This window comes from Polymorphobacter megasporae, from assembly GCF_018982885.2.
In the GTDB taxonomy this organism is placed as follows: domain Bacteria; phylum Pseudomonadota; class Alphaproteobacteria; order Sphingomonadales; family Sphingomonadaceae; genus Polymorphobacter_B; species Polymorphobacter_B megasporae.
This window is the reverse complement of sequence record NZ_CP081848.1, coordinates 2,144,119-2,165,568: the sequence shown is the minus strand read 5'-3', so window position 1 is coordinate 2,165,568 and position 21,450 is coordinate 2,144,119. Positions and strand designations below refer to the sequence as shown.

General features: G+C 67.3%; 18 protein-coding genes. 6 read left to right on the top strand and 12 right to left on the bottom strand.

The window, feature by feature from the left end:
* Positions 1-96: 96 nt before the first annotated feature.
* Positions 97-453 (bottom strand): hypothetical protein, encoded by a 357-nt coding sequence (locus tag KTC28_RS10265; protein ID WP_216708815.1) that lies wholly within the window; start codon positions 451-453, stop codon positions 97-99.
* Positions 454-790: 337 nt separating this feature from the next.
* On the opposite strand from KTC28_RS10265, the gene KTC28_RS10260 reads away from it, so the two are divergent.
* A complete protein-coding gene (locus KTC28_RS10260; protein ID WP_216708814.1) occupies positions 791-1,993 on the top strand; it encodes a pyridoxal phosphate-dependent aminotransferase in 1,203 nt (400 codons plus the stop codon).
* Between the two features lie 463 nt (positions 1,994-2,456).
* Positions 2,457-3,617 (top strand): choice-of-anchor tandem repeat GloVer-containing protein, encoded by a 1,161-nt coding sequence (locus tag KTC28_RS10255; RefSeq protein ID WP_216708813.1) that lies wholly within the window; start codon positions 2,457-2,459, stop codon positions 3,615-3,617.
* Between the two features lie 225 nt (positions 3,618-3,842).
* Here the strand turns inward: KTC28_RS10255 and KTC28_RS10250 are convergent, their stop codons facing one another.
* Together KTC28_RS10250 and KTC28_RS10245 are read right to left on the bottom strand one after the other, a co-directional pair.
* Positions 3,843-4,754: a ketopantoate reductase family protein gene (locus KTC28_RS10250; RefSeq protein WP_216708812.1), complete on the bottom strand. Its 912-nt coding sequence runs from the start codon at positions 4,752-4,754 to the stop codon at positions 3,843-3,845.
* Positions 4,755-4,882: 128 nt separating this feature from the next.
* Positions 4,883-5,632 carry an SDR family oxidoreductase gene (locus KTC28_RS10245; RefSeq protein WP_216708811.1) on the bottom strand — a complete coding sequence of 250 codons (750 nt, stop codon included), beginning with the start codon at positions 5,630-5,632 and terminating at the stop codon, positions 4,883-4,885.
* Between the two features lie 91 nt (positions 5,633-5,723).
* On the opposite strand from KTC28_RS10245, the gene KTC28_RS10240 reads away from it, so the two are divergent.
* A complete protein-coding gene (locus KTC28_RS10240; RefSeq protein ID WP_216708810.1) occupies positions 5,724-6,137 on the top strand; it encodes a winged helix-turn-helix transcriptional regulator in 414 nt (137 codons plus the stop codon).
* A 19-nt stretch (positions 6,138-6,156) separates the two neighbouring features.
* Here the strand turns inward: KTC28_RS10240 and KTC28_RS10235 are convergent, their stop codons facing one another.
* The 3 genes from KTC28_RS10235 to KTC28_RS10225 are packed head-to-tail and all read right to left on the bottom strand — an operon-like array spanning position 6,157 to position 11,877.
* A complete protein-coding gene (locus KTC28_RS10235) occupies positions 6,157-7,569 on the bottom strand; it encodes a DUF445 domain-containing protein (protein WP_216708809.1) in 1,413 nt (470 codons plus the stop codon).
* Between the two features lie 11 nt (positions 7,570-7,580).
* Entirely contained in the window at positions 7,581-10,694 is a 3,114-nt protein-coding gene (locus tag KTC28_RS10230; protein WP_216708808.1) for an efflux RND transporter permease subunit, read from the bottom strand.
* A 1-nt stretch (position 10,695) separates the two neighbouring features.
* Positions 10,696-11,877: an efflux RND transporter periplasmic adaptor subunit gene (locus KTC28_RS10225; RefSeq protein ID WP_216708807.1), complete on the bottom strand. Its 1,182-nt coding sequence runs from the start codon at positions 11,875-11,877 to the stop codon at positions 10,696-10,698.
* Between the two features lie 144 nt (positions 11,878-12,021).
* On the opposite strand from KTC28_RS10225, the gene KTC28_RS10220 reads away from it, so the two are divergent.
* The 3 genes from KTC28_RS10220 (at position 12,022) to KTC28_RS10210 (ending at position 13,559) form a co-directional block, all read left to right on the top strand.
* Positions 12,022-12,276, top strand: coding sequence for a GlsB/YeaQ/YmgE family stress response membrane protein (locus KTC28_RS10220; protein WP_216708806.1), 255 nt, complete (start codon positions 12,022-12,024; stop codon positions 12,274-12,276).
* A gap of 59 nt (positions 12,277-12,335) precedes the next feature.
* On the top strand, positions 12,336-13,028 hold the full coding sequence (locus tag KTC28_RS10215) for an SIMPL domain-containing protein (RefSeq protein ID WP_216708805.1): 693 nt from the start codon (positions 12,336-12,338) through the stop codon (positions 13,026-13,028).
* 96 nt (positions 13,029-13,124) lie between these two features.
* On the top strand, positions 13,125-13,559 hold the full coding sequence (locus KTC28_RS10210) for a CBS domain-containing protein (protein WP_216708804.1): 435 nt from the start codon (positions 13,125-13,127) through the stop codon (positions 13,557-13,559).
* Positions 13,560-13,596: 37 nt separating this feature from the next.
* On the opposite strand, the gene KTC28_RS10205 is transcribed toward KTC28_RS10210, so the two are convergent.
* From KTC28_RS10205 to KTC28_RS10180, 6 genes are all read right to left on the bottom strand, one after another.
* Positions 13,597-13,974 carry a DUF1636 family protein gene (locus KTC28_RS10205; RefSeq protein WP_216708803.1) on the bottom strand — a complete coding sequence of 126 codons (378 nt, stop codon included), beginning with the start codon at positions 13,972-13,974 and terminating at the stop codon, positions 13,597-13,599.
* A gap of 52 nt (positions 13,975-14,026) precedes the next feature.
* Positions 14,027-14,293 carry a hypothetical protein gene (locus tag KTC28_RS10200; RefSeq protein ID WP_216708802.1) on the bottom strand — a complete coding sequence of 89 codons (267 nt, stop codon included), beginning with the start codon at positions 14,291-14,293 and terminating at the stop codon, positions 14,027-14,029.
* Between the two features lie 259 nt (positions 14,294-14,552).
* Positions 14,553-19,121, bottom strand: coding sequence for a glutamate synthase large subunit (gene gltB / locus KTC28_RS10195; protein ID WP_216708801.1), 4,569 nt, complete (start codon positions 19,119-19,121; stop codon positions 14,553-14,555).
* Positions 19,118-19,591 carry a hypothetical protein gene (locus KTC28_RS10190; RefSeq protein ID WP_216708800.1) on the bottom strand — a complete coding sequence of 158 codons (474 nt, stop codon included), beginning with the start codon at positions 19,589-19,591 and terminating at the stop codon, positions 19,118-19,120. The genes gltB and KTC28_RS10190 overlap by 4 nt, the downstream gene beginning before the upstream one ends.
* The gene (locus KTC28_RS10185; RefSeq protein WP_216708799.1) at positions 19,588-19,884 is read right to left on the bottom strand and encodes a hypothetical protein; all 297 of its coding nucleotides are present in this window, start codon (positions 19,882-19,884) and stop codon (positions 19,588-19,590) included. The genes KTC28_RS10190 and KTC28_RS10185 overlap by 4 nt, the downstream gene beginning before the upstream one ends.
* Entirely contained in the window at positions 19,881-21,311 is a 1,431-nt protein-coding gene (locus KTC28_RS10180; RefSeq protein ID WP_255601905.1) for an NAD(P)-dependent oxidoreductase, read from the bottom strand. Before KTC28_RS10180 ends, KTC28_RS10185 begins: the two co-directional genes overlap by 4 nt.
* Between the last annotated feature and the right edge of the window lie 139 nt (positions 21,312-21,450).

The following is a 21,450-nucleotide window of genomic DNA, read 5'->3' as shown; positions in this document are numbered from 1 at the left end:
TCGTTCCGAATTGAGCGGCGGAGTGTCCCGCGGGAGTGACCGTGCTCGAGCCCGCTCTATCCCACGATTGCTTGCGCGTCGGCGGGCGGCGCTCGATCAGTGGGCAAAACCGCGCGGGCGGCCCCGCAGGCCGATGCCGACCAAGCCGAAGCCGCCGATCATCATCACCCATGTCGCGGTCTCGGAGACCATCGCGACCGAGTGGCCGGCCGCACTGGCGGCGACGATGTGGTGCTCGGCGCTGCGGCAGCTCGGGTTGGCAGCGGTCGACTCGCGGGTCGCCGTCGAGCTGTGGTTCGCGTTGCCGATCCAGACATCGCCGGGGAATGCCGCGAAACCGCAGTCGGCGCGATCGTTCGTTGCGACCATCATCGTACCGGCGGATGCGCTCGCGGCGATCGTAGCCAACGCCAGCAATCCGGCAGGAATTACGAACATGGTAAATAAACGCATAATATTTTACCCGGTTACAACTAGACACAACTTACACACGAGCAATAAGTTCATTACGGTTACACAATGAACTGCAATAAATTACACAGCTTTCGCGTCAATTTCTTAAACTAGTTGTTAAGCAACAACTAGGTCTCAAGAATCTAATGCGCTCATTCAATTGGCTCTACAACTTTAATCGGTCGAGTTCTACGATTTCACTAGCGAGTTTACTTCGCGCACCTCTCGATTGGTCTCAAATAACATCGGCCGTGCCAGCTGTTTTCTTGTACGGTCGAAACGATTGAGCCGGGCGGGCGCATGCCCTATCGGTGCGCTGCCTTTCCGGAGCCCGATCATGTCATTCTTCTCCATTGCCATCGACCGCATCCAGCCGTCGCCGACGCTCGCCGTCACGCGCCGCGCGCTCGAATTGAAGGCAGCGGGACACGACGTCATCGGGCTTGGCGCGGGCGAGCCCGACTTCGACACCCCCGACTTCGTCAAGGAGGCGGCGATCGCGGCGATCCGCGCCGGGCAAACCAAGTACACCGCGGTCGACGGCACGCCCGAATTGAAGGACGCGATCCGCGCCAAGTTCCTGCGCGACAACGGGCTGACGTACGGCGCCGACCAGATCACGGTGAACTCGGGCGGCAAGCACACGATCTTCAACGCGATGATCGCGACGCTCGACCCGGGCGACGAGGTCGTCATTCCCGCGCCGTACTGGGTCAGCTACCCCGACATCGTGTTGCTCGCGGGGGCGACTCCGGTGATCGTGCCGTGCGGCAGCGAGGCGGCGTACAAGATGACGCCTGAACAGCTCGACGCCGCGATCACGCCGAAGACCAAGTGGCTGATCTTCAACTCGCCGTCGAACCCGACCGGGGCGGCGTACACCAAGGCCGAACTCCGCGCGATCGCCGACGTGCTGGTGCGCCACCCGCACGTCTGGATCCTCGCCGACGACATGTACGAGCACATCGTCTACGACGACTTCGAATTCGCCACCCTCGCCGAGGTCGAACCCGCGCTGTACGAGCGCACGCTGACGGTCAACGGCGCGTCGAAGGCGTATGCGATGACCGGCTGGCGGATCGGTTTCGCGGGCGGCCCCGCCCCGCTGATCAAGGCGATCGCCAAGATCCAGTCGCAGTCGACGTCGAACCCGTGCTCGATCTCGATGGCGGCGACGGTCGCGGCACTGAACGGCGACCAGTCGTTCCTGATCGAGCGCAACGCCGCGTTCAAGGTCCGCCGCGACCTCGTCGTCGCCGGATTGAACGCGATCCCCGGCCTCCACTGCCCGACGCCCGAGGGCGCGTTCTACGTCTACCCCGACTGCGCCGGGCTGATCGGGCGCAAGACCCCCGAGGGCAAGACCCTGACCGACGACGAAGCGGTCACCGCCTACTTCCTCGACACCGAGGGCGTCGCCGTCGTCCAGGGCGCAGCGTTCGGCGGCTCGCCCGCCTTCCGCATCAGCTACGCGACGAGCGACGCGCTGCTGACCGAGGCGTGCAAGCGCATCGCGCGCGCGGTCGACCGGCTGGTTTAGGTTGGGGGATTGTCTCGTCATACCGGGTTGGCTGAAACGGTCGCTTCCGCCCCCCAGAATGGACATTTTAGTCTGACGGACGACCGCCTGATTGAAGTCCTGGTTTCCTGCCTGCCGCCTGTCAGCCTAACCACGTCACGCTAAATCGTGATAACCGAGCAATAGCTTGCGTTTCGGACGTGGAACGTTAACCGTCGTCGGGACGGGGGCTGCGGACCATGCTCGTCTGGTCACAATCTAAACGATGGCAGACCCGATGTTGCGGTGCCTCTGCCCGCGTGCGCGATCGATGAAACAGACAAGCGCACCTGTGCGCCACGGGAGCACGATCATGGCAGTCTTTGGGCAGAGCACCGGCACGCCGGTCGATACCGGGCGCATGCGCCGTGCAGCGCGCACCGGCATCATGGTCGGTATCGCGATGTTTGCGGCGTCATCGAGTTATGCCGCGACACTGACGACATTGGTCAGCTTCAACGGCGCCAACGGCTCAGGTTCCCGAGCCGCCCTGATCGCCGATGGGGCAGGCAATTTCTATGGCACGACCAGTTCGGGCGGCGCTTCGTCCAAGGGCACTGTGTTCGAGCTGTCGGCCGGCGGGGCGCTGACGACACTGGCAAGCTTCGACGGCACCAACGGCAGAGCTCCCTATGCCGGTCTGACCGCCGACGCGGCCGGCAACCTCTATGGCACGACCTTCATAGGCGGCGCTGCCAGCTTTGGCGGCACCGTGTTCAAGCTGTCGGCCAGTGGCACACTAACGACGCTGGCAAATTTCGGCGGTAGCAACGGCCTCCGTCCCCAAGCCGGCCTGATCGCCGACGCGGCCGGCAATCTGTATGGCACGACCTCCCAGGGTGGCGCTTCGGGCTATGGCACGGTGTTCAAAGTGTCGAACACCGGCGCGCTGACGACGCTGGTCGACTTCGACGGCACGAACGGCTCGGCATCCCAAGCCGGCCTCATCGCCGACGCGGCCGGCAATGTCTATGGCACGACCAAAAGCGGCGGCGCTTTTAGTGCAGGCGACGTGTTCAAGCTGTCGGCCAGCGGCACGCTGACGACGCTGGTTAGCTTCGACGACGACTCCAGCGGCGGCTATCCCCTCGCCGGCCTGGTCGCCGACGCGGCGGGCAATCTCTACGGCACGACCAGCGACGCCGGCCCGTCGGGTTATGGCACCGTGTTCAAACTGTCGGCCAGTGGCACGCTGACGACGCTGGCAAGCTTTGACGACGCCGCCAACGGCGCGTTTGCCCAAGGCGGCCTGATCGCCGACGCGGCCGGCAATCTCTATGGCACGACCTCCCAAGGTGGCGCTTCGGGCTGGGGCACCGTATTCAAGGTGTCGGCCAGCGGCGTGCTGACGACGCTGGTCAGCTTCGACGGCACCAACGGCAAAGGTTCGTTTGGCGGCTTGATCGCCGACGCGGCCGGCAATCTCTATGGCACGACCTACACGGGCGGCGATTCGGACAAAGGCACCGTGTTCAAATTGTCGGACGCCGGCTTTGTCGTGAGTGTCGGCGGCGTGCCCGAACCCGCGTCCTGGGCGATGATGATCGCTGGCTTCGGCCTCCTCGGTGCCTCCGCCCGGCGTCGGCGGCTGCCCGTCGCCGCCTGACAGCTTCGCCTGTGCACTGTGGTGACAGGTCAGCCGACACCACAGCCAACAGCCGTGTGCATTTCAGCATGCCTGCCAGTCTTGCACTGATCCGCCGAACCGGAACGGCGACTTTATCGGTATCGTTGTCCAAAAGCCGACGTTCCAAATTCCACTCAGTGCAGACACGCGACCCAATTCACACGCGGCACAATCGCCCAAGCGACTCGCGCCCGACCGGCACCCTCAGCCGCCCGGCTTCATTGCCACGATCCTCGCCACGAGGTCCGGCGCCGCAATTCCTGCTCCCGCTGCCGCGATCATATCGACCAGCGCGACACACTCGGACTTCCCCGTCGCCAGCAGGTCACGGAACGAGCGGATGCGCGACATCGCCCATAGTACCGCCGCCAGCCCCGCCGCCGGTGATCGCGCCATCAGCCGTTTCGATCGCGGATAGACCGGGAAGCCGAGCCTTTCGATCAGCGCGAAGCACGCGTGGACACCGCGTGCGAGGACGAGCGCTTCGGTCCATGACGCGCCGCCGTTGCGCCGCACCCCGGCGATCGAAATGCTTTGGAACGCGATGCACAGCGGGGCATGGCAGCGGAGCCACAGCGGCATGTCGGGTTCGAGAACGGCGGGCAGGTCGGCGGCGTTGAACACGTCGACCGACTCGTGCCGCCCGATGATCGTCTTCTGCCCGCCCGCACCGATCGTCGCGGTGAGCCGGCCGTTGCCGTCGAGCATCGCCTGGACGAACGGCATCCCGAAGGCGCAGCGCTCGGCCCCGATCGCGTGGCGCAGGCGATCGGGATCGAACATATTGCCCATGAACTGGACGCACGCCGCCGCGCTCCGCTGCAGGTCGGGGATGACCGCGTCGACCTGATGCGCGAGCAGCGTGACGATGACGAGATCGTAGGCGATCGTCGCATCGAGGCGATCGAAGACGCGGACACCCGCCCGCCCGCCGCCGCTATCGACGATCGCGCCGTCGCGCTGCAGCTGCGCCAACCGCACCGACCCCGGGCGCGCGACGACGGCGACATCGTGACCGGCGCGGGCGAGCTGGCGTGCGAAGGTGCTGCCGATCTGCCCGGCACCGACGATCGCGATCCGCAGCGAAGACGGCACGGAAGCAGAGGGCGCAGGCATTGAGGTGGTCTACGAACGTCGCGGCACGGCGTCCACCGCGCCATCGCCGCACCGCGCGCGCGGCTTTGCCCGGTTGCGCGCTGACGACGCGAGGGCCGCGCCCGGTCGCGGGACCGGGCGCGTCGGCGTTACCCGTGCATCGCGTTGACCATCGCGAACGTTGCCGCATACTGACCCTTCGCCTCGGCATCGCGCAAGGGGCGGCAGCGATCGACGATAACCTCGGCGGTCGCGCCGCCGGTGATGATCTTTATCGTCTCGGCGATGAAGTCAGCGAGCGGCATCGCCATCGGGTCGGTCGCCTGCTGCGGCCCGCCGAGCTCGGTCTGGACGTACGGCGGGGCGATTTCGAGCACCTCGATCGACGTCGCCGCGAGCTGGTGGCGCAGCGACTCGGTGTACGAATGGAGCGCCGCCTTGCTCGCGCTGTACGTCGGTGACGACGCGAGCGGGACGAACGCCAGCCCCGACGTCACGGTGAGGATCGTCGCCGACGGCTGGGCGAGCAGGTGCGGCAGCAGCGCCGCGGTCAGCCGGATCGGCCCGAGGACGTTCGTCGCGATCGTCGCCTCGGCATCGGCAATGTCGCCATCGACGACCTTCTCAACCTTCGCGATCCCGGCATTGTGGATCACCGCGTCGAGCGCGGGGAAGTCGCGCAGCAGGGCGGGAACGACCGCCGCGATCGACGCCGGGTCGGCGACGTCGAGCTCGATCGCGGTGATATTCGGGTTCGCTGCGACGACGTCGTCGAGCGCGCTCCGCCGCCGCCCGGCGACGATGACGGTGTTGCCGTTGGCGGCGAACGCCTCGGCGAGCCCGCGCCCGATGCCGCTGCCGCCGCCGGTGATGAGAATGGTGTTGCCGCTGGTCTTCATGGGGACGTTCTCCTTGTCCCGTCCCAGATAGGCACCCACTTGCGAAAGGAAAGAAGGCACCCGAACGCGCCATACTAACCCGAGGGATACCATGACCGAGCCCGCCGCCGCCGACCTCGCCGCCAGCAGTGCCGACAAGTTGATCGGCACCGACCCCGAACTCGACGCGCTGGTGACCGCGATCATCGGGCGCGTCGCCGACAAATGGACGATGCTCGTCATCGAGACACTCGACGTGAATGGGCGGATGCGCTTCACCCGGCTGAGCGACGCGATCGGCGGGATCAGCCAGAAGATGCTGACCAAGACGTTGCGCGCGATGGAGGCCGACGGGCTGGTGACGCGCACCGTCCACCCCGTCGTCCCGCCGCGCGTCGACTACGAACTGACCGAACTTGGGCGCAGCCTGGGGGAAGCGTTTTGCGGGGTGTGGCAATGGGCGGAGGCGAACCGCGCGACGATCATCGCGGCGCGCGAAGCGTTTACCGCAAAAACTTGCGACTGACCGCCGGACGGAGCGACGCCTAGACCAGCACCTCGACCGCGTGGATCGCCAGCCCGATCAGCCCGCCGATGACGGTGCCGTTGATGCGGATATACTGGAGGTCGCGACCGACCGCCTGTTCGAGCTTGTCGGTCACCGTGCCCGCGTCCCACGACCGGATCGTGTCGCTGACCAGCCGGACGACGCTCGCGCCATAGGTCGCGACGACGCTGACGACCGCGCGGCGGGCCAGCGTGTTGAGCGCGTCGGCGAGGACCGGGTTGGCGGTGATGACCCCGCCCAGCTCGGCGGCGAAGCGCGAGGTCGTTTCGGCGCGCTTCTCGCTGCCTGGACGTGCACCGTCGGCGAGGAAGCCCTTGATCGTGTCCCACAGCGACGCAAACAGGCCGGCGGTCGCAGGCGAGTCGAGCAAGTCGAGCTTCGCCGCCTCGACCTTGCCCGCGACGCTGCTGCCTGAGTTTTGCAGGTCGGTCGACAGTCGCGTCAGCCAGCCGGTGATCGCAATTCGGTCGGGATGCTCGCGGCCGAGCCCGCCGTTCGGCGGCGGCGCGGGGAGCGCGACCGCCTGCGCGCCGAGACGTGCCGGAGCTTCCATTGCCGCGCGGCGCTCGCGGAAGTCGGACATCACCGCCTCGCGGTCGCGGCGGGCGTGGACCGTCGCGGCGTCGGACATCGCCAGCAGCCGCGCGCGGACCGCGTCGATGATGCCGGTCGAGATCTTCTCGTCGACCCACGCCGGGACCCATTTTCCCGAGCGTTCGGCGACGGCGGCGTGGATATCGGCTTCGTGGGTGTCGAGCAGGTCGAGCCCGGCGATGACGACACGCTCGATCACCGCTTCGTGGCGGCCATCGGCAACGAGGCTGCCGAGGAAGCGCCCGATACCGGGAGCGACCGCGGTCGTGCGCAGCTGGTCGGTGACGGTGACCGCGAGCAATTGCGCGACGACCTCGTCGTCGAGCGCGCCGACGAAACGCGCGACGAGCCCGGTCAGCGCACGCCGCAGTCGCCCGGTCGGGCCGCCCGCCGCGCCGCTCGACGGCGTCGACAGCCAGCGCGCGAGCCCGGCGGCGACGTCGAACCCTTCCATCCGCCGCGCCATGACCGCGGGGGTAAGGAAATTATCCTTGAGGAAGGCGGCGAGGCTGTCGCCGATCCGGTCCTTGTTGGTCGGGATGATCGCAGTGTGCGGAATCGGCAGCCCGAGCGGGTGGCGGAACAGCGCGGTCACCGCGAACCAGTCGGCGAGCCCGCCGACGAGCGATGCCTCGGCAAAGGCGCGGAGATAGCCGAGCCCGGCGACATCGGGATAAGCCCCGCGCGCCCAGGTCGCGAAGGCGAAGACCGCCGCCATCGCGACGAGCAACAGCGTCGCCAGCAACCGCATGCGGTGGAACGGCGTCGACGGGAGGACGAACGGCGTGAAGGCCATCCGTCCCCAACTCACTCGGCGGGCTGCGGTGCCACGGGACCGGGTCGAACATGCGGGGCCGCCGGCTCATCGGCGGTGTTAAACACCCCGCCCATCCGCCGCCCCATCCACTTTTCCAAGTCGTCGGCGATGGTGAAGGCGGCCGGCACGATGATCAGCGTCAGGATCGTCGACAGCGTGATGCCGCCGATCACCGCGACGCCCATCGGCTGGCGGAATGAGCCGTCGGTGCCGATCGACAGCGCGACTGGCAGCATACCGGCGACCATCGCGACCGAGGTCATGACGATCGGCTGCGCGCGCTTGCGGCCCGCGTCGAGAATCGCCTCGACCCGGTCGATCCCCATCCGCATCTCCTCGATCGCGAAGTCGATCAGCAGGATCGAGTTCTTGGCGACGACGCCGAGAAGCATCAGCAGCCCGATGCAGACCGGCAGCGAGAACGCCATGCCGGTGATCAGCAGCGCGATCACCGCACCGAGCGGCGCAAGGAACAGCGATGCCATGTTGACGAACGGCGGAAGGATGCGGCGGTAGAGCAGGATCAGCACCGCGAACACCAGCAGCACGCCGGCGACGAGCGCGGTGATGAAGTTGATGAACAGCTCGCCGATCCACTCCTGGTCGCCGACCGCGACCTGCTTGACGCCCTGCGGCAGGTTCTTGAACGCGGGCAGCGCGTAGATCGCGTTCATCGCGTCGCCGCTCTGGGCACCCGGCGCGAGGCTCGCGACGAGCGCGATGCGGCGGCCCTGATTGTAGCGGCGGATCTTCACCGCGCCCTCGCCGAAGTCGATATCGGCGAGCACCTTCAACGGCACCGACGGCCCGGTCAGCTGCGCCACCGACGTCGGCACCGGCAGGTTGCGGATCGTTTCGAGATCGTTGCGCGCATTGTCGGGGAGCTGGACGCGGATCGGGATCTGCCGGTCGCTCAACGAGAATTTGGCGAGGTTTTGCGGCACGTCGCCGATCGTCGCGATGCGGATCGTCTGGCTGAGCGCCTGGACCGACACGCCCATCTGCGCGGCGAGATCGAAGTGCGGCTTGATGACGATCTCGGGGCGCTGGAGGTCGGCATCGATGTGCGAGTCACGCAGCGACGGCAGACGCTTCATCCCCGACACAACCGATTCCGCCGCCTTGTGGAGCGTGATCGGGTCATCGCCGACGAGCATGACAGTGATGTCGTAACCGCCGAAGCCGCCGGTTTGCGACTGGAAGTTGACCCGTGCGTCGGGCAGCGCGCGTAGGGCCGGGGCCATGTCGCGTTCGAAGCCGACGGTCGACAGCTTGCGCTTGTCGCGCGGGACGAGCGTGACCTGGAGGCTGGAGAAGCGAACCTCGTCGCTCTGTCCGACTGATTCGAGAACGTCCTGAACCTCGGGCCGCGCGCGGAGCAATCTAGTTGCCTCGCCCGAGACACGCTTGACGTCCTCGAGCCGGACGCCCGGCGCCATCTCGATCGTCACGGTCGACTGGCCGCTATCGCGCGGCGGCTGGAACGCGACCGGCAGCTGCATGCCGAGATAGATCGTCAGGCCGAAGGCGAAGACACCGCCGAGCACGGTGAGCCAGCGATGCCGGATCGACCAGCGCAGGAACGAGATATAGCGGAGCATGATCGGCCCCCGCCCATGCGGCTGTTCACCGTGCGGGCGCAGGAAGTACGCGGCGCACAGCGGCGTGATCAGCCGCGCGACGAGCAGCGACATCAGCACCGCGATGACGACGGTCAGGCCGAACTGCTTGAAATACTGGCCCGAAATGCCGGGCATCAGCGCGACGGGGAGGAACACCGCGACGATCGCCATCGTCGTCGCGACGACCGCGAGGCCGATCTCGTCGGCGGCGTCCATCGATGCCTGCCACGGCGTCTTGCCCATCCGCATATGCCGGACGATGTTCTCGATCTCGACGATTGCGTCGTCGACGAGGATGCCCGCAACGAGGCTCAGCGCGAGCAGACTGATGCCGTTCAGGGTGAAGCCGAGCGCGTTCATGAAGAAGAACGCCGGGATGCACGACAGCGGGATCGCGATCGCCGAGATCAGCGTCGCGCGCCAGTCGCGCAGGAAGAAGAACACGACGACGACCGCGAGGAACGCGCCTTCGAACAGCGAGCGCATCGCCGCGCGATAGCCTTCGCGGGTATGCTTGACCTCGTCGTCGACGAGCGTGATGTGCGCCTTGGGGTTTTCCTTGGCGATCTTGGCAATCTCCGCCTCGACCTTGTCCATCGTCTGGACTTCGGAGGCCTGCAGCGCCTTCTGGACGGTGAACAGCGTCGTCTCGCGACCGTTGTTGCGCGTCAGCGTCCGCTGCTCGGCATTGCCGTCGCGTACCGTCGCGACATCGCCGAGGCGGACGGTGCGGTTGGCCGAGATCGTGATTTGGGTGTTCGCCAGCGACAGCGCGGTCTGCGCGCCGCCGAGGACACGGACCGCCTGCTCGGCGCCGGCAACTTCGGTTCGGCCGCCGGTCGCGTCGATGTTGAGCGAGCGCAGCGTGCTGTTGATCTGCGCCGCGGTGACGCCGTACGCCTGGAGCTTGACCGGATCGAGGTCGACGCGGATTTCGCGATCGACACCGCCCGAGCGGTTGACGCCGCCGACCCCGGGGATCGACAGCAAGCGCTTGGTGACGACGTTGTCGACGAACCAGCTCAACTGCTCGAGCGTCATGTCGGTCGTCGTCACCGACCACGTGCCGTACGGCCCATTGAACACCTGCCGCTGGACCTGCGGCTCGAGGATGCCATCGGGCAGGTCGGAGCGAATCTTGGCGACCGCGTCGCGGACGTCGTTGACCGCGCGGTCGACCGGCGTCCCGATGGCGAATTCAATGTTGGTGCCGGAAATGCCTTCGACCGCGTACGAGGTGATGTGCTCGGCCCCGGCAACCGAGGCGACCGCGCCCTCGATCTTCTGGGTGATCTGCTTTTCCATTTCGGTCGGCGCCGCGCCGGGCTGGCTGACGGTGACCGAGACGAGCGGAAAGGTGATGTCGGGCTGGTCGTTGATCGCCATGCCGTTGAAGCTGACGACGCCGAGAAACGTCAGGATCAGGAACAGCACGATCGGGAACGTCGGGTTCCGGATCGCCCAGCTTGAGATATTCCGCATCTCAGTTCGCTCCGGTATCCGACGCCACGACCGGCTTGACCTTTTCGCCGGGCTGGAGGAACGCCCCCGCGCTCTCGACGACACGTTCGGTGCCGTTCAATCCGGACGTGATGCTCATGCCCTCGATCGTCACGCTGCCGACCTTGACCGGCCGCTTCACGACGACGCCGTCGGCACCGATGACATAGACGAAGCTGCCGGTGTCGTCGACCATCACCGCCGACTGCGGCAGGACGGGACGCGTTGCCGCACCCGCCGCGACCGAGGCATTGGCGAACGCGCCCACGCGGAGGCCCGGCGCATACGCGAGCGCGATCCGCGCGACGCCCTGGCGGCTGCCGGCGTCGATCACGGGGTCGAGCAGCCAGATGCGGCCGTGATAATCGGTCGACGAGCCGACCGGGCGGACCGTCGCGGGCAACCCGACCTTCAATCGTCCCATGTCCTGTTCGGCGACGAGCGCGCGCATTTCGAGGATGCCGTCCTCGGCGATGCGGAACAGGTTGTTCGACCCCGACCCGACGATCTGCCCGGTTTCGACGTTGCGCATCAGCACCAGCCCGGCGGCGGGTGCGCGGACGTCGAGCCGCGCCATCCGCGCCTGCATCTCGCCCGCCTGCGCCTCGGCAACGCGGACCTTGGCGTTCATGCCGTCGCGCGTCGCGGTCTTCAGATCGATGTCGGCCTTGGAGATGAAGCCCTTGTCGACGAGCTTCGCCGCGCGGTCGAGGTTCGACTGGGCGAGCGCGGCGTCGGCCTTCGCCGAGCGGACGCCCGCCGTCATCGACGCGACCTGCTGCGCCTGGACCGACGAATCGATCCGCGCGAGAACCTGCCCCTTCCGGACGGTTTGCCCGGCGTCGACGAGCACTGCGGTGACGAGCCCGCCCTCGCCGTTGACCCCGACGACCGAATCATGTCGCGCGGCGATGCTGCCGGTCGCGGTGATCTGGTCGGCGACCGCGCGCTGCCCCGGAATGACGACGGTGACGGTCGGCAGGACGGCGGCGGCGGGTGCGGCGTCGGGCTTCTTGCCGCGTCCCAGCAGCGCCCAGGCGATGCCCGCGACGACGAGGATGGCGACGACGATCAGCAGCGGCCGCAGCCAGCGACGGCGCGGCGAAACGGCGTCGTCGAACGGCACCGCCATCGTCGTTTCGTCGATCGGCCTGTGCATGTTCATGCCCGTCATCGTCCCCGCCCGGCTAGTGTCACTGTATTACACTTGTATAGCACCTGCGTGCCGCGTCAACCGCCATAGTCGCATTCGGTGTCGTTGCGAAGCCGTCGCGAAATCGCTATCGCGCGGTCATCTTTGGAGAACCACATGCCCGAACATGGCTTTATTGGCTGGATCGTCGTCGGCCTCATCGTCGGTGCGATCGCCAAGATCTTCACCCCGGGACCGTCGGGGTGCATCGCGACGATCCTGATCGGCATCGCCGGATCGCTGTTCGCCGGCTGGGCGGGATCGCACTGGTTTCACCTCTACCGCGACGGCAGCGCCCCGGGGCTGATCGCGTCGGTCCTCGGCGCGGTTGTCCTGCTCGCGGTCGCGCGACTGGTAACCGGGCGCAACTGATCGTTGCGGCGGCGTTCATGTTCGCTGTCATAGTCAGATCGGGTCAAGGAGACCTTTCGATGATCCGCCACCTGCTTACCGCCGCCGCCCTGATCGCCGCCGTTCCCGCGCTGGCCGACGACGGCCCCAAGGTGCCGACGCTGACCGTCAGCGCCGAGGGCCACACCGACCGCGCGCCCGACGTCGCCGACCTGTCGGGCGGGGTCGTCACCACCGCGGCGACTGCGGCAAGCGCGATGGCGGCGAACGCGACGCAGATGACCGCGGTCGTCGCTGCCGTCCGCAAGGCCGGGATCGCCGAGCGCGACATCCAGACGAGCGGGCTCAGCCTCGCGCCGCAATACAAGTATCAGGACAACCAGCCCCCCGTGCTGACGGGGTATCAAGCGACCAATTCGGTGTCGCTGCGCGTTCGCAAGTTGAACGACGCCGGGCGGCTGGTCGATGCCCTCGTCGCGGCTGGCGCGAACCAAATCAGCGGGCCGAATTTCCTCGTCGACGCCGCCGATGCCGCGCTCGACGAGGCGCGGGTTGCCGCCGTCGCCACCGCCCGCGCCCGCGCCGACCTCTACGCCAAGGCAGCGGGGCTCCACGTCAAGCGCATCGTCTCGATCTCCGAAAGCGGCGGCGAAGGCCCGGTGATCCGCCCGATGGCGATGATGCTGCGCGCGAAGGCGGCGGACTCGACCCCGGTGGTGCCGGGCGAGGTATCGCTCGCGATCACGGTCAACATCGTGTTCGAGCTCGAGTAGCGTTACGGATACCGGGGGCCGGGCTTGCGGCATTAGCGCACTGGCCCCTGCCGGCATGCTTCGGCACTATACCCGGATAACTGGGAAGGCCTGGACATGACGGTTGCATCGATCCTGCGCGATAAGGGCAACACCATCATCTCGGTTCATCCGGAGACGCCGTTAATGGAGCTGGTGGCAACCATCGCCTCGCGGCGGATCGGGGCGGTGCTCGTGCTCGACGGCGCGGGCGATCTCGCCGGGATCGTCAGCGAGCGCGACGTCGTCAAGGCGCTCGCGAGCCGAGGGCCCGAACTTCACAAGGTCAACGCCGGCGACGTGATGACCAGCAATGTCACCACCGTCACCCCGGCGACGACGATCAACGAGGCGATGGAGCTGATGGATCACGGCTATTTCCGCCATCTGCCGGTGCTCGACGACGGCGCGCTGGTCGGAATCGTCAGCGTCCGCGACGTCGTCCGCGCCCGCATCGACCATCACGTCGAGGAAAATCAGACGCTGGTGTCGTACATCAACACCCGGGTCTGACGACCGCCCGGGTATCCCCCGCCGCCCGCGTCGATCGCTACTGGATCAACAGTCCCGGCGGCGGGATGCGCGCGATGAAGTGTCCCAGCACGCCTTTCGGCCATAGGTCGAACGGCACCTCGCCATCGGCGGTCGCGGCATAAGCGGCGGCGAAGGCAAGGATGTCGGGCGCGTCGGCGGCGGCGAATCCGCCCATGACGTAGCCGATCTTGCCGGGCGCGCGGAGCTGGACCGAAGCCCCCGCGCCGCAGCTCCACAGGCACGCCATCTTGTCGACCGCAATGGTGCCATCGAGGTCACGCCCAGACTCGCGCAACGCCTTGAGTAACGCTGCGCCGCCGCCGGCCGCGCCGTCGGGGCCGCGGCAGGTCGAGCAGACGATCAGCGCGGGGCCGGAGGATGCGGGTTTCAGCACCCTGTCCCAATGCCCCAATCGTCGGCCGCGCGAAAGCGGTGCGACCGCGAGGTCAGCCCGCCTTGAGCCGCGCGACTTCCGCCTCCAACGCGACGATCTTCATCGCCTGCGACACGATGATCTCCTGCAGCGCCGATTTCTGCGCGGCATCGGGGGTGTCGGGGGTCGGCGGCGTCGGCGTCGACGGGGCGTTCGGGGTGACGTCGATCGGACGGTCGCGGAACAGCCCCGACGCCTTGGCGCGCTCAAACAGCGGTGCGGCACCGGCAAGGAGTGCCATCAGCGCCTCGGAAATCGGCGGGTCTTTACGGTCGGCCATGTGGGAACTCCTGAAATCGTGCGTGTCTTATATGGATAAGACAGTTGCGACTTCAATATGGGGCTCCGCGCCAAAATCCTCCCCGTCTTCGGGGAGGGGGACCATGCCCTTGCATGGTGGAGGGGCGGTCGAGCGGGCTCACACGCCGACCCTGCCACATCGCCAGTCCTGCCACGCCTGAGCCCGTACCACCGCCCCTCCACCACGCCTGAAGCGGCGCGGTCCCCCTCCCCGAAGGCGGGGAGGATTTAGCAGTCCCCTACTCCGCCGCCTCCATGACCCGCGCGTCGACCAACGGATGCGCCAGCCGCGTCAGCATCTCCTTCGGACACACCTGCCAAAAATCGCCACGGGCACGCTCCCAGTCGAGCAGCAGTTCGGCTGCCCATTTCGACCCGGTCTCCGCCTCATGCTCCTCGATTAGGCCGCGCAGCACGCCGTCCCAATGCGCGCTGGCGATGCGGTTCAGGACGATGCTGTCAGGGTTGATCTTCCGCGCAAAATTGCCGTCGGCGTCATGGACGAACGCCATGCCGCCGGTCATCCCTGCGCCGAAATTCTCGCCCGCCTTGCCGAGTATGACGGCGACGCCCCCGGTCATATATTCGCAGCCGTTTGCGCCGCAGCCCTCGACGACGACGGTTGCGCCCGAGTTTCGCACCGCGAAGCGCTCGCCCGCGCGTCCCGCCGCGAATAGCCGCCCCGACGTCGCGCCGTATAATACCGTGTTGCCGATAATCGTGTTGTCGCGCGCGACGAGCGTCGACGACACCATCGGGCGGACGACGATCGTCGCGCCGCTCAGCCCCTTGCCGACATAGTCGTTCGCCTCGCCGAAGACCTCGAGCTTCAACCCCTGGACGCCGAACGCGCCGAGGCTCTGCCCCGCCGAGCCGCGCAGCCGGACGTGGAGGTGGCCGGGTGCCAAGCCCGTCATGCCGAACTTGCGGACGATCGCCGACGACGCGCGCGTGCCGACCGCGCGGTGGGTGTTGCGGACGGTGTAGGTCAGCTGCATTTTCTCGGCGCGGTCGAACAGCGCCGCGCCGTCGCGCAATATGTCGAGGTCAAGGCTGTCGGGGACCTCGTTGCGGTGGTTGGCGATGCCGAAGCGGCGCGATTCGTCGGGGGCGTCGACCTTGACGAGGATCGGGTTCAAGTCGAGGTCGTCGAGATGTTCGGCGCCGCGGCTGACCTGCCGGAGCAGCTCGGTCCGGCCGATGACCTCGTCCAACGACTTCGCGCCGAGCTTGGCGAGAATGTCGCGGACCTCCTCGGCGATGAAGCTCATCAGGTTGATGACCTTCTCGGGCGTCCCGCTGAACTTGGCCCGGAGCGCCTCGTCCTGCGAGCAGATGCCGACGGGGCAGGTGTTCGAGTGGCATTGGCGGACCATGATGCACCCCATCGCGACGAGCCCGAGCGTGCCGATGCCGTATTCCTCGGCGCCGAGGATCGCGGCGATCACGATGTCGCGCCCGGTCTTCAAGCCGCCGTCGGTGCGCAGCTTAACGCGGTGGCGCAGGCCGTTGAGCGTCAGCACCTGGTTGACCTCCGACAGGCCCATCTCCCACGGCGTCCCGGCGTATTTGATCGACGATTGCGGCGACGCGGCGGTGCCGCCGACATGCCCTGAGATCAGGATGACGTCGGCGTGCGCCTTGGCGACGCCCGCGGCGACGGTGCCGATGCCCGCCGAGCTGACCAGCTTGACGCAGACCCGCGCGAACGGATTGATCTGCTTGAGGTCGTAGATCAGCTGCGCGAGGTCCTCGATCGAATAGATATCGTGGTGCGGCGGCGGCGAGATCAGCATCACGCCGGGGGTCGAATGCCGCAGCCGCGCGATCAGCTCGGTGACCTTGAAGCCGGGAAGCTGGCCGCCCTCGCCCGGCTTCGCCCCCTGCGCGACCTTGATCTCGATCTCGGTGCACGCGTTCAGATATTCCGCGGTGACGCCAAAGCGCCCCGACGCGATCTGCTTGACCGCCGAATTCGCGTTGTCGCCGTTGGCGTAGGGGGTGAAGCGCTTGCGGTCCTCGCCGCCCTCGCCGCTGACCGCCTTCGCGCCGATCCGGTTCATCGCGATCGCCAGCGTCTCGTGCGCCTCGGGCCCGAGCGCGCCGAGCGACATGCCCGGGGTGACGAAGCGCTTGCGGATCTCGGTAATCGATTCGACCGTGTCGATCCGCGCCGGGGTCCGCGCGAAGTTGAATTCGAGCAGGTCGCGGAGGTAGATCGGCGGCAGTTCGGCGACGCCGCGGGTGAAGCGGACATAGTCGGAATAGCTGTCGTTGGTCACCGCAGTCTGGAGCAGGTGGATCAAATTCGCCTGATAGGCGTGGTCCTCGGCCCCGGCGCGGTAGCGGTACAGCCCGCCGACCGGCAATGCGGCGACGTCCTCGTCCCACGCCTTTTCGTGGCGCAGTTGCGCGTTCAAATGGATCGAGGCGAAGCCCTCCCCCGAGATCTTCGCCGGCATGCCCGGAAAGAAGTCGTTGACCAGCGCGCGGCTCAGCCCGACCGCCTCGAAGTTATAGCCGCCGCGGTACGACGAGATGACCGCGATGCCCATCTTGCCCATGATCTTGAGCAGCCCGTCCTCGACCGCCTTCTTGTAGCGCGCGACGCACTCGTCATAGCTCCGCGCGCCGAACAGCCCGCGCGCGTGGCGGTCGGCGATCGCCTCCTGCGCGAGGTACGCGTTGACCGTCGTCGCCCCGACCCCGACCAGCACCGCGAAATAATGCGTGTCGAGGCATTCGGACGAGCGAACGTTGATGCTCGAAAATGCGCGCAAACCCTTGGCAACGAGGTGGGTGTGCACTCCGGCGGCGGCGAGGATCATCGTGATCCCGGCGCGGTCGGCCGACTGGTTCTCGTCGGTCAGGAACAGTTGCGACTTGCCCGAGCGGACCGCGTGCTCGGCCTCGGCGCGGACCCGCGCGATCGCCGCGCGCAGGCCATCGGGACCGCCGCTGACTTCGAAGGTGCAATCGATCGTCGCCGCCTGCGCCGCATAATGCCGCCCGAGCAGGTCCCAGCCGAGGTTGGTCAGGACCGGCGAGTCGAGGACCATCACCCCCTCCTGTCGCGCGTCGTGATCGAGGATGTTGGCGAAATTCGAGAAGCGCGTCTTGAGCGACATCACCCGCGTCTCGCGCAGCGAGTCGATCGGCGGGTTGGTCACCTGGCTGAAGTTCTGGCGGAAGAAGTGGCTGAGGCACCGCGCGCGCGACGAGATCACCGCGAGCGGGGTGTCGTCGCCCATGCTGCCGACCGCCTCCTTGGCGTCCTCGACCATCGGGCTGAGGAGCAGTTCCATGTCCTCCATCGTCAGCCCCGCCGCGACCTGCCGCTGGCGAAGTTCGCTCCGGGTGAAGGCGGGGGCGGGCTGCGCCCCGTCGTGCCCGGGGATGTCGGTGAAGTTGCGGAAATGCTCGACCCAGTCGGCGTACGGCTGCGCCCCGGCGATGCGGTCCTTGATCGCGCGGTCGGAATAGAAACGCGGTCCTTCCCCCAGCTCGCCGTCGAGGTCGACCGCGATCATCTCGCCCGGACCGAGCGCGCCCTTGGCGGTGATCGAGGTTTCCGGAACGACGACCATCCCCGCCTCCGACCCCGTGACGAGCAGCCCGTCGTTGGTCAGCAGGTAGCGCATCGGGCGCAGCGCGCTGCGATCAACGCCCGCAAGCACCCAGCGCCCGTCGGTCATCGCCAGCGCCGCCGGACCGTCCCATGCCTCCATCACGCTCGCGAAAAACGCGTACATCGCGCGGTGCGCGTCGGGCAGCGTGTCGTCCTTCTGCCACGCCTCGGGGATCATCATCAGCTTCGCCGTCGGCGCGTCGCGGCCCGAGCGAACGAACGCCTCGAACACCGCGTCCAACGCGGCGGTGTCGCTCGCGCCTGCCGGGATCAGCGGCTTGATGTCCTCCGAATGCTCGCCAAACGCCGACGCCGCCATCTTGATCTCGTGGCTTTTCATCCAGTTCTTGTTGCCGCGGACGGTGTTGATCTCGCCGTTGTGCGCGAGGCAGCGGAACGGCTGCGCCAGCCACCATTGCGGGAAGGTGTTGGTGCTGTAGCGCTGGTGGTAGATCGCGAAGCGCGACACGAAGCGCTCGTCCATCAGGTCGGGGTAGAAAACCGAAAGCTCCTCGGCGAGGAACAGCCCCTTGTAGATGATCGACCGCGCCGACAGCGAGCAGACGTAGAAGCCCTGGATCTGTGCCGCGATCACCGCGCGCTCGATCCGGCGGCGGATGAGGTAGAGGTCCTTCTCGAACGCCTCGATCGCGGCGTTGCCCGCCGGATCGCCCGCCGCAGTCGGAAGCGGGCCGGCGATCATGATCTGCTCGATCTCGGGACGCGACGCCATCGCCTTGGTCCCGATCACGCCGACGTCGACCGGCACCTGCCGCCAGCCGTAGATCGTGTAGCCGAAGCCGATGATCTCGCTCTCGACGATCGTCCGGCACGTCTCCTGCGCGGCAAGATCGGTCCGCGGCAGGAAGATCTGCCCGACCGCGAGCAGGTTCGGCTTCGGCGCGTGACCCGCGCGCCCGATATGTTCGATGAAGAAATCGCGCGGCAGCTCGACGTGGATCCCCGCCCCATCCCCGGTCTTGCCATCGGCATCGACCGCGCCGCGGTGCCAGACGGCCTTGAGCGCGTCGATCGCCGCGGTGACGACCCGGCGCGAGGGCCGCCCGTCGGTCGCGGCGATGAGGCCGACCCCGCACGCATCGGATTCGAGGTCGGGGCGGTACATGCCGAATTCGGCAACACGGGCGCGTTCTTCGGGGGAGGCGGTGGTGGTGGTCATGCGAGCCATCCTCTCTGCTTGAGATAGCCAAGCGCATTGTCAGCGGTTGTCTTGATGAAGTCCGCGGCTTCGTCCGCCTCGATCAGGCGAGCCAGCCGCGACGCGCTGGTCAGCGGATAGTCGTGGACCAGCTTGTTGCGCAGGCGAACGAGCGACGACCAACGCTCGACGTCATCGACGATTTCGAGCTTGTCCATCATGTCGGCGATATCACGCGCGAAAAGTCCGGTGAGGTCGACGTCGTTGACGACGAGGATCGTGCGGAACAGGCGCGCGAGTTGGTCTTCCAGCTGCTCGATCGTCTTGATGTAGCCGGATGCGACGAGCTTCTTTAGCGGCGGCAGACTTGTCAGCGCGTCACCGTCGACAGGAAGTGGTCGAACCGCCTCAACGCCGGCATCGAGGCTGACCAGCAGGTCGCGCAGCCGCGTCACGATGTCGTCGATAATCTGGCGATCGGCGTCGGTCACAGCACGATCCCGTCGCGATAGGCGATGCGCTCGAACCCGCGTGGCGTCCCACCGCGCTGGCTGACGATCAAGTCGACCTTGCGCGGTTCGATGCGCTCGAACAGCCGATCCTCGAAGCGGCCTTTCGCGTGCCACTCGTCGGGCAAGGGGTCGGACTCGACGTGGAGGTCGACGTCACCCCCCCGCAGACTGTCGTCGATCCGGCTGCCGAACAGGCGCACGACCGCAGTCTCGCCGAACGCTTCGCGCGCAGCCGCCTTGATCGCGGCGACTTCGTGGTCGGTCAGCCTCACGCCGCCACCCGCTCCACCGCAACCTTCGCGCGCAGATATGCGTGCATCGACGTCGCGACGTCGCGCCCGTCGCGGATCGCCCACACGACCAGCGATGCGCCGCGGACGATGTCGCCCGCCGCGAACACCCCGTCGAGGCTCGTGCTCATCGTCTTGCCGTCGCAGCGGAGCGTGCCCCAGCGGGTGACACGGAGGTCGGGGGCGCCGAACATCGCGGGGAGGTCCTCGGCGTCGAAACCGAGTGCCTTAATGACGAGGTCGGCGGGGACGCGGAAGTCGCCGCCGGGGTCGACCTCGGGGGCGCGCCGCCCGCTGCCGTCGGCGGTGCCGAGGCGCATCGCGTTGGCGCGGACGTGGGTGACGGTGTCGCCTTCAAACGCCGCGGGAGCCGAGAGCCAGACGAATTCGACCCCCTCCTCCTCGGCATTGGCGACTTCGCGGGGGGAGCCCGGCATGTTGGTGCGGTCGCGGCGGTAGAGGCACTTGACCGACGCCGCGCCCTGCCGGACGGCGGTGCGGACGCAGTCCATCGCGGTGTCGCCGCCGCCGATGACGACGACGTGCTTGCCGCTCGCGTCGAGCGCCTCAGCTCCCGGCACGTCATCGCCGAAGCCGCGGCGGTTGCTCGCGAACAGATAGTCGAGCGCGGGCACGATGCCGTCGGCCCCGACCCCGGGGGCCGAGATATCGCGCGCGGCATAGACGCCGGTGGCGATGAGGACCGCGTCGTGGCGCGCGCGCAGGTCGTCGAGGGTCGCGTCGCGCCCGACCTCGAACTCGCGGTGGAAGACGATCCCGGCGTCCTCGAGCCGCGCGACGCGGCGCATCACGACCTCCTTCTCGAGCTTGAAGCCGGGGATGCCATAGGTCAGCAGCCCGCCCGCGCGGTCGTGGCGGTCGTAGACGTGGACGTTATAGCCCTTGATCCGCAGCATCTCGGCGGCGGTCAGCCCGGCCGGCCCCGCGCCGATGATGCCGACCGACTGGCCCGAGCGGTCGGCGACGACCCGGACCGGGCGGACCCAACCCATCTCCCACGCGGTGTCGGTGATGAATTTCTCGACCGACCCGATCGTCACCGAGCCGAACCCCGGCTCGATCACGCAGTTGCCTTCGCACAACTTGTCCTGCGGGCAGATCCGCCCGCAGATCTCGGGCATCGACGACGTCGCCGACGACGCCTCATAAGCTTCCTCGAGCCGCCCCTCAGCGGTCAGGCGGAGCCAGTCGGGGATATTGTTGTGGAGCGGGCAATGGACCTGGCAGAACGGCACCCCGCACTGTGAACACCGCGACGCCTGCTCCTCGGCCTTGGCGAGGATATACGGCCGCGCGATCTCGAGGAAATCGTCGGCGCGATCGGCGGCCATCCGCTTCTGCGGATATGCCTGCTCGACGCCGGTAAAGCGCAGCATCGTTTCGCCCATGACTCGATTCCCTTCAGGCGATGCTTTAGGAGCGTTAAGGGCGGTTGTCGAGCAAGTTTTGTTTTATAGGTCAGGCTTGCTGACCTATATTGGCGTTTGGCTATCTGAGCAGTCGGCCAATCGTGCTATCAAACCTATT

What these genes read in the sequence shown, in the direction of transcription:
- KTC28_RS10265 (WP_216708815.1), bottom strand. Translation starts at nt 453, where the DNA reads ATGCGTTTATTTACCATGTTCGTAATTCCTGCCGGATTGCTGGCGTTG.
- KTC28_RS10260 (WP_216708814.1), top strand. Translation starts at nt 791, where the DNA reads ATGTCATTCTTCTCCATTGCCATCGACCGCATCCAGCCGTCGCCGACG.
- KTC28_RS10250 (WP_216708812.1), bottom strand. Translation starts at nt 4,754, where the DNA reads ATGCCTGCGCCCTCTGCTTCCGTGCCGTCTTCGCTGCGGATCGCGATC.
- KTC28_RS10245 (WP_216708811.1), bottom strand. Translation starts at nt 5,632, where the DNA reads ATGAAGACCAGCGGCAACACCATTCTCATCACCGGCGGCGGCAGCGGC.
- KTC28_RS10240 (WP_216708810.1), top strand. Translation starts at nt 5,724, where the DNA reads ATGACCGAGCCCGCCGCCGCCGACCTCGCCGCCAGCAGTGCCGACAAG.
- KTC28_RS10235 (WP_216708809.1), bottom strand. Translation starts at nt 7,569, where the DNA reads ATGGCCTTCACGCCGTTCGTCCTCCCGTCGACGCCGTTCCACCGCATG.
- KTC28_RS10230 (WP_216708808.1), bottom strand. Translation starts at nt 10,694, where the DNA reads ATGCGGAATATCTCAAGCTGGGCGATCCGGAACCCGACGTTCCCGATC.
- KTC28_RS10225 (WP_216708807.1), bottom strand. Translation starts at nt 11,877, where the DNA reads ATGAACATGCACAGGCCGATCGACGAAACGACGATGGCGGTGCCGTTC.
- KTC28_RS10220 (WP_216708806.1), top strand. Translation starts at nt 12,022, where the DNA reads ATGCCCGAACATGGCTTTATTGGCTGGATCGTCGTCGGCCTCATCGTC.
- KTC28_RS10215 (WP_216708805.1), top strand. Translation starts at nt 12,336, where the DNA reads ATGATCCGCCACCTGCTTACCGCCGCCGCCCTGATCGCCGCCGTTCCC.
- KTC28_RS10210 (WP_216708804.1), top strand. Translation starts at nt 13,125, where the DNA reads ATGACGGTTGCATCGATCCTGCGCGATAAGGGCAACACCATCATCTCG.
- KTC28_RS10200 (WP_216708802.1), bottom strand. Translation starts at nt 14,293, where the DNA reads ATGGCCGACCGTAAAGACCCGCCGATTTCCGAGGCGCTGATGGCACTC.
- gltB (WP_216708801.1), bottom strand. Translation starts at nt 19,121, where the DNA reads ATGACCACCACCACCGCCTCCCCCGAAGAACGCGCCCGTGTTGCCGAA.
- KTC28_RS10180 (WP_255601905.1), bottom strand. Translation starts at nt 21,311, where the DNA reads ATGGGCGAAACGATGCTGCGCTTTACCGGCGTCGAGCAGGCATATCCG.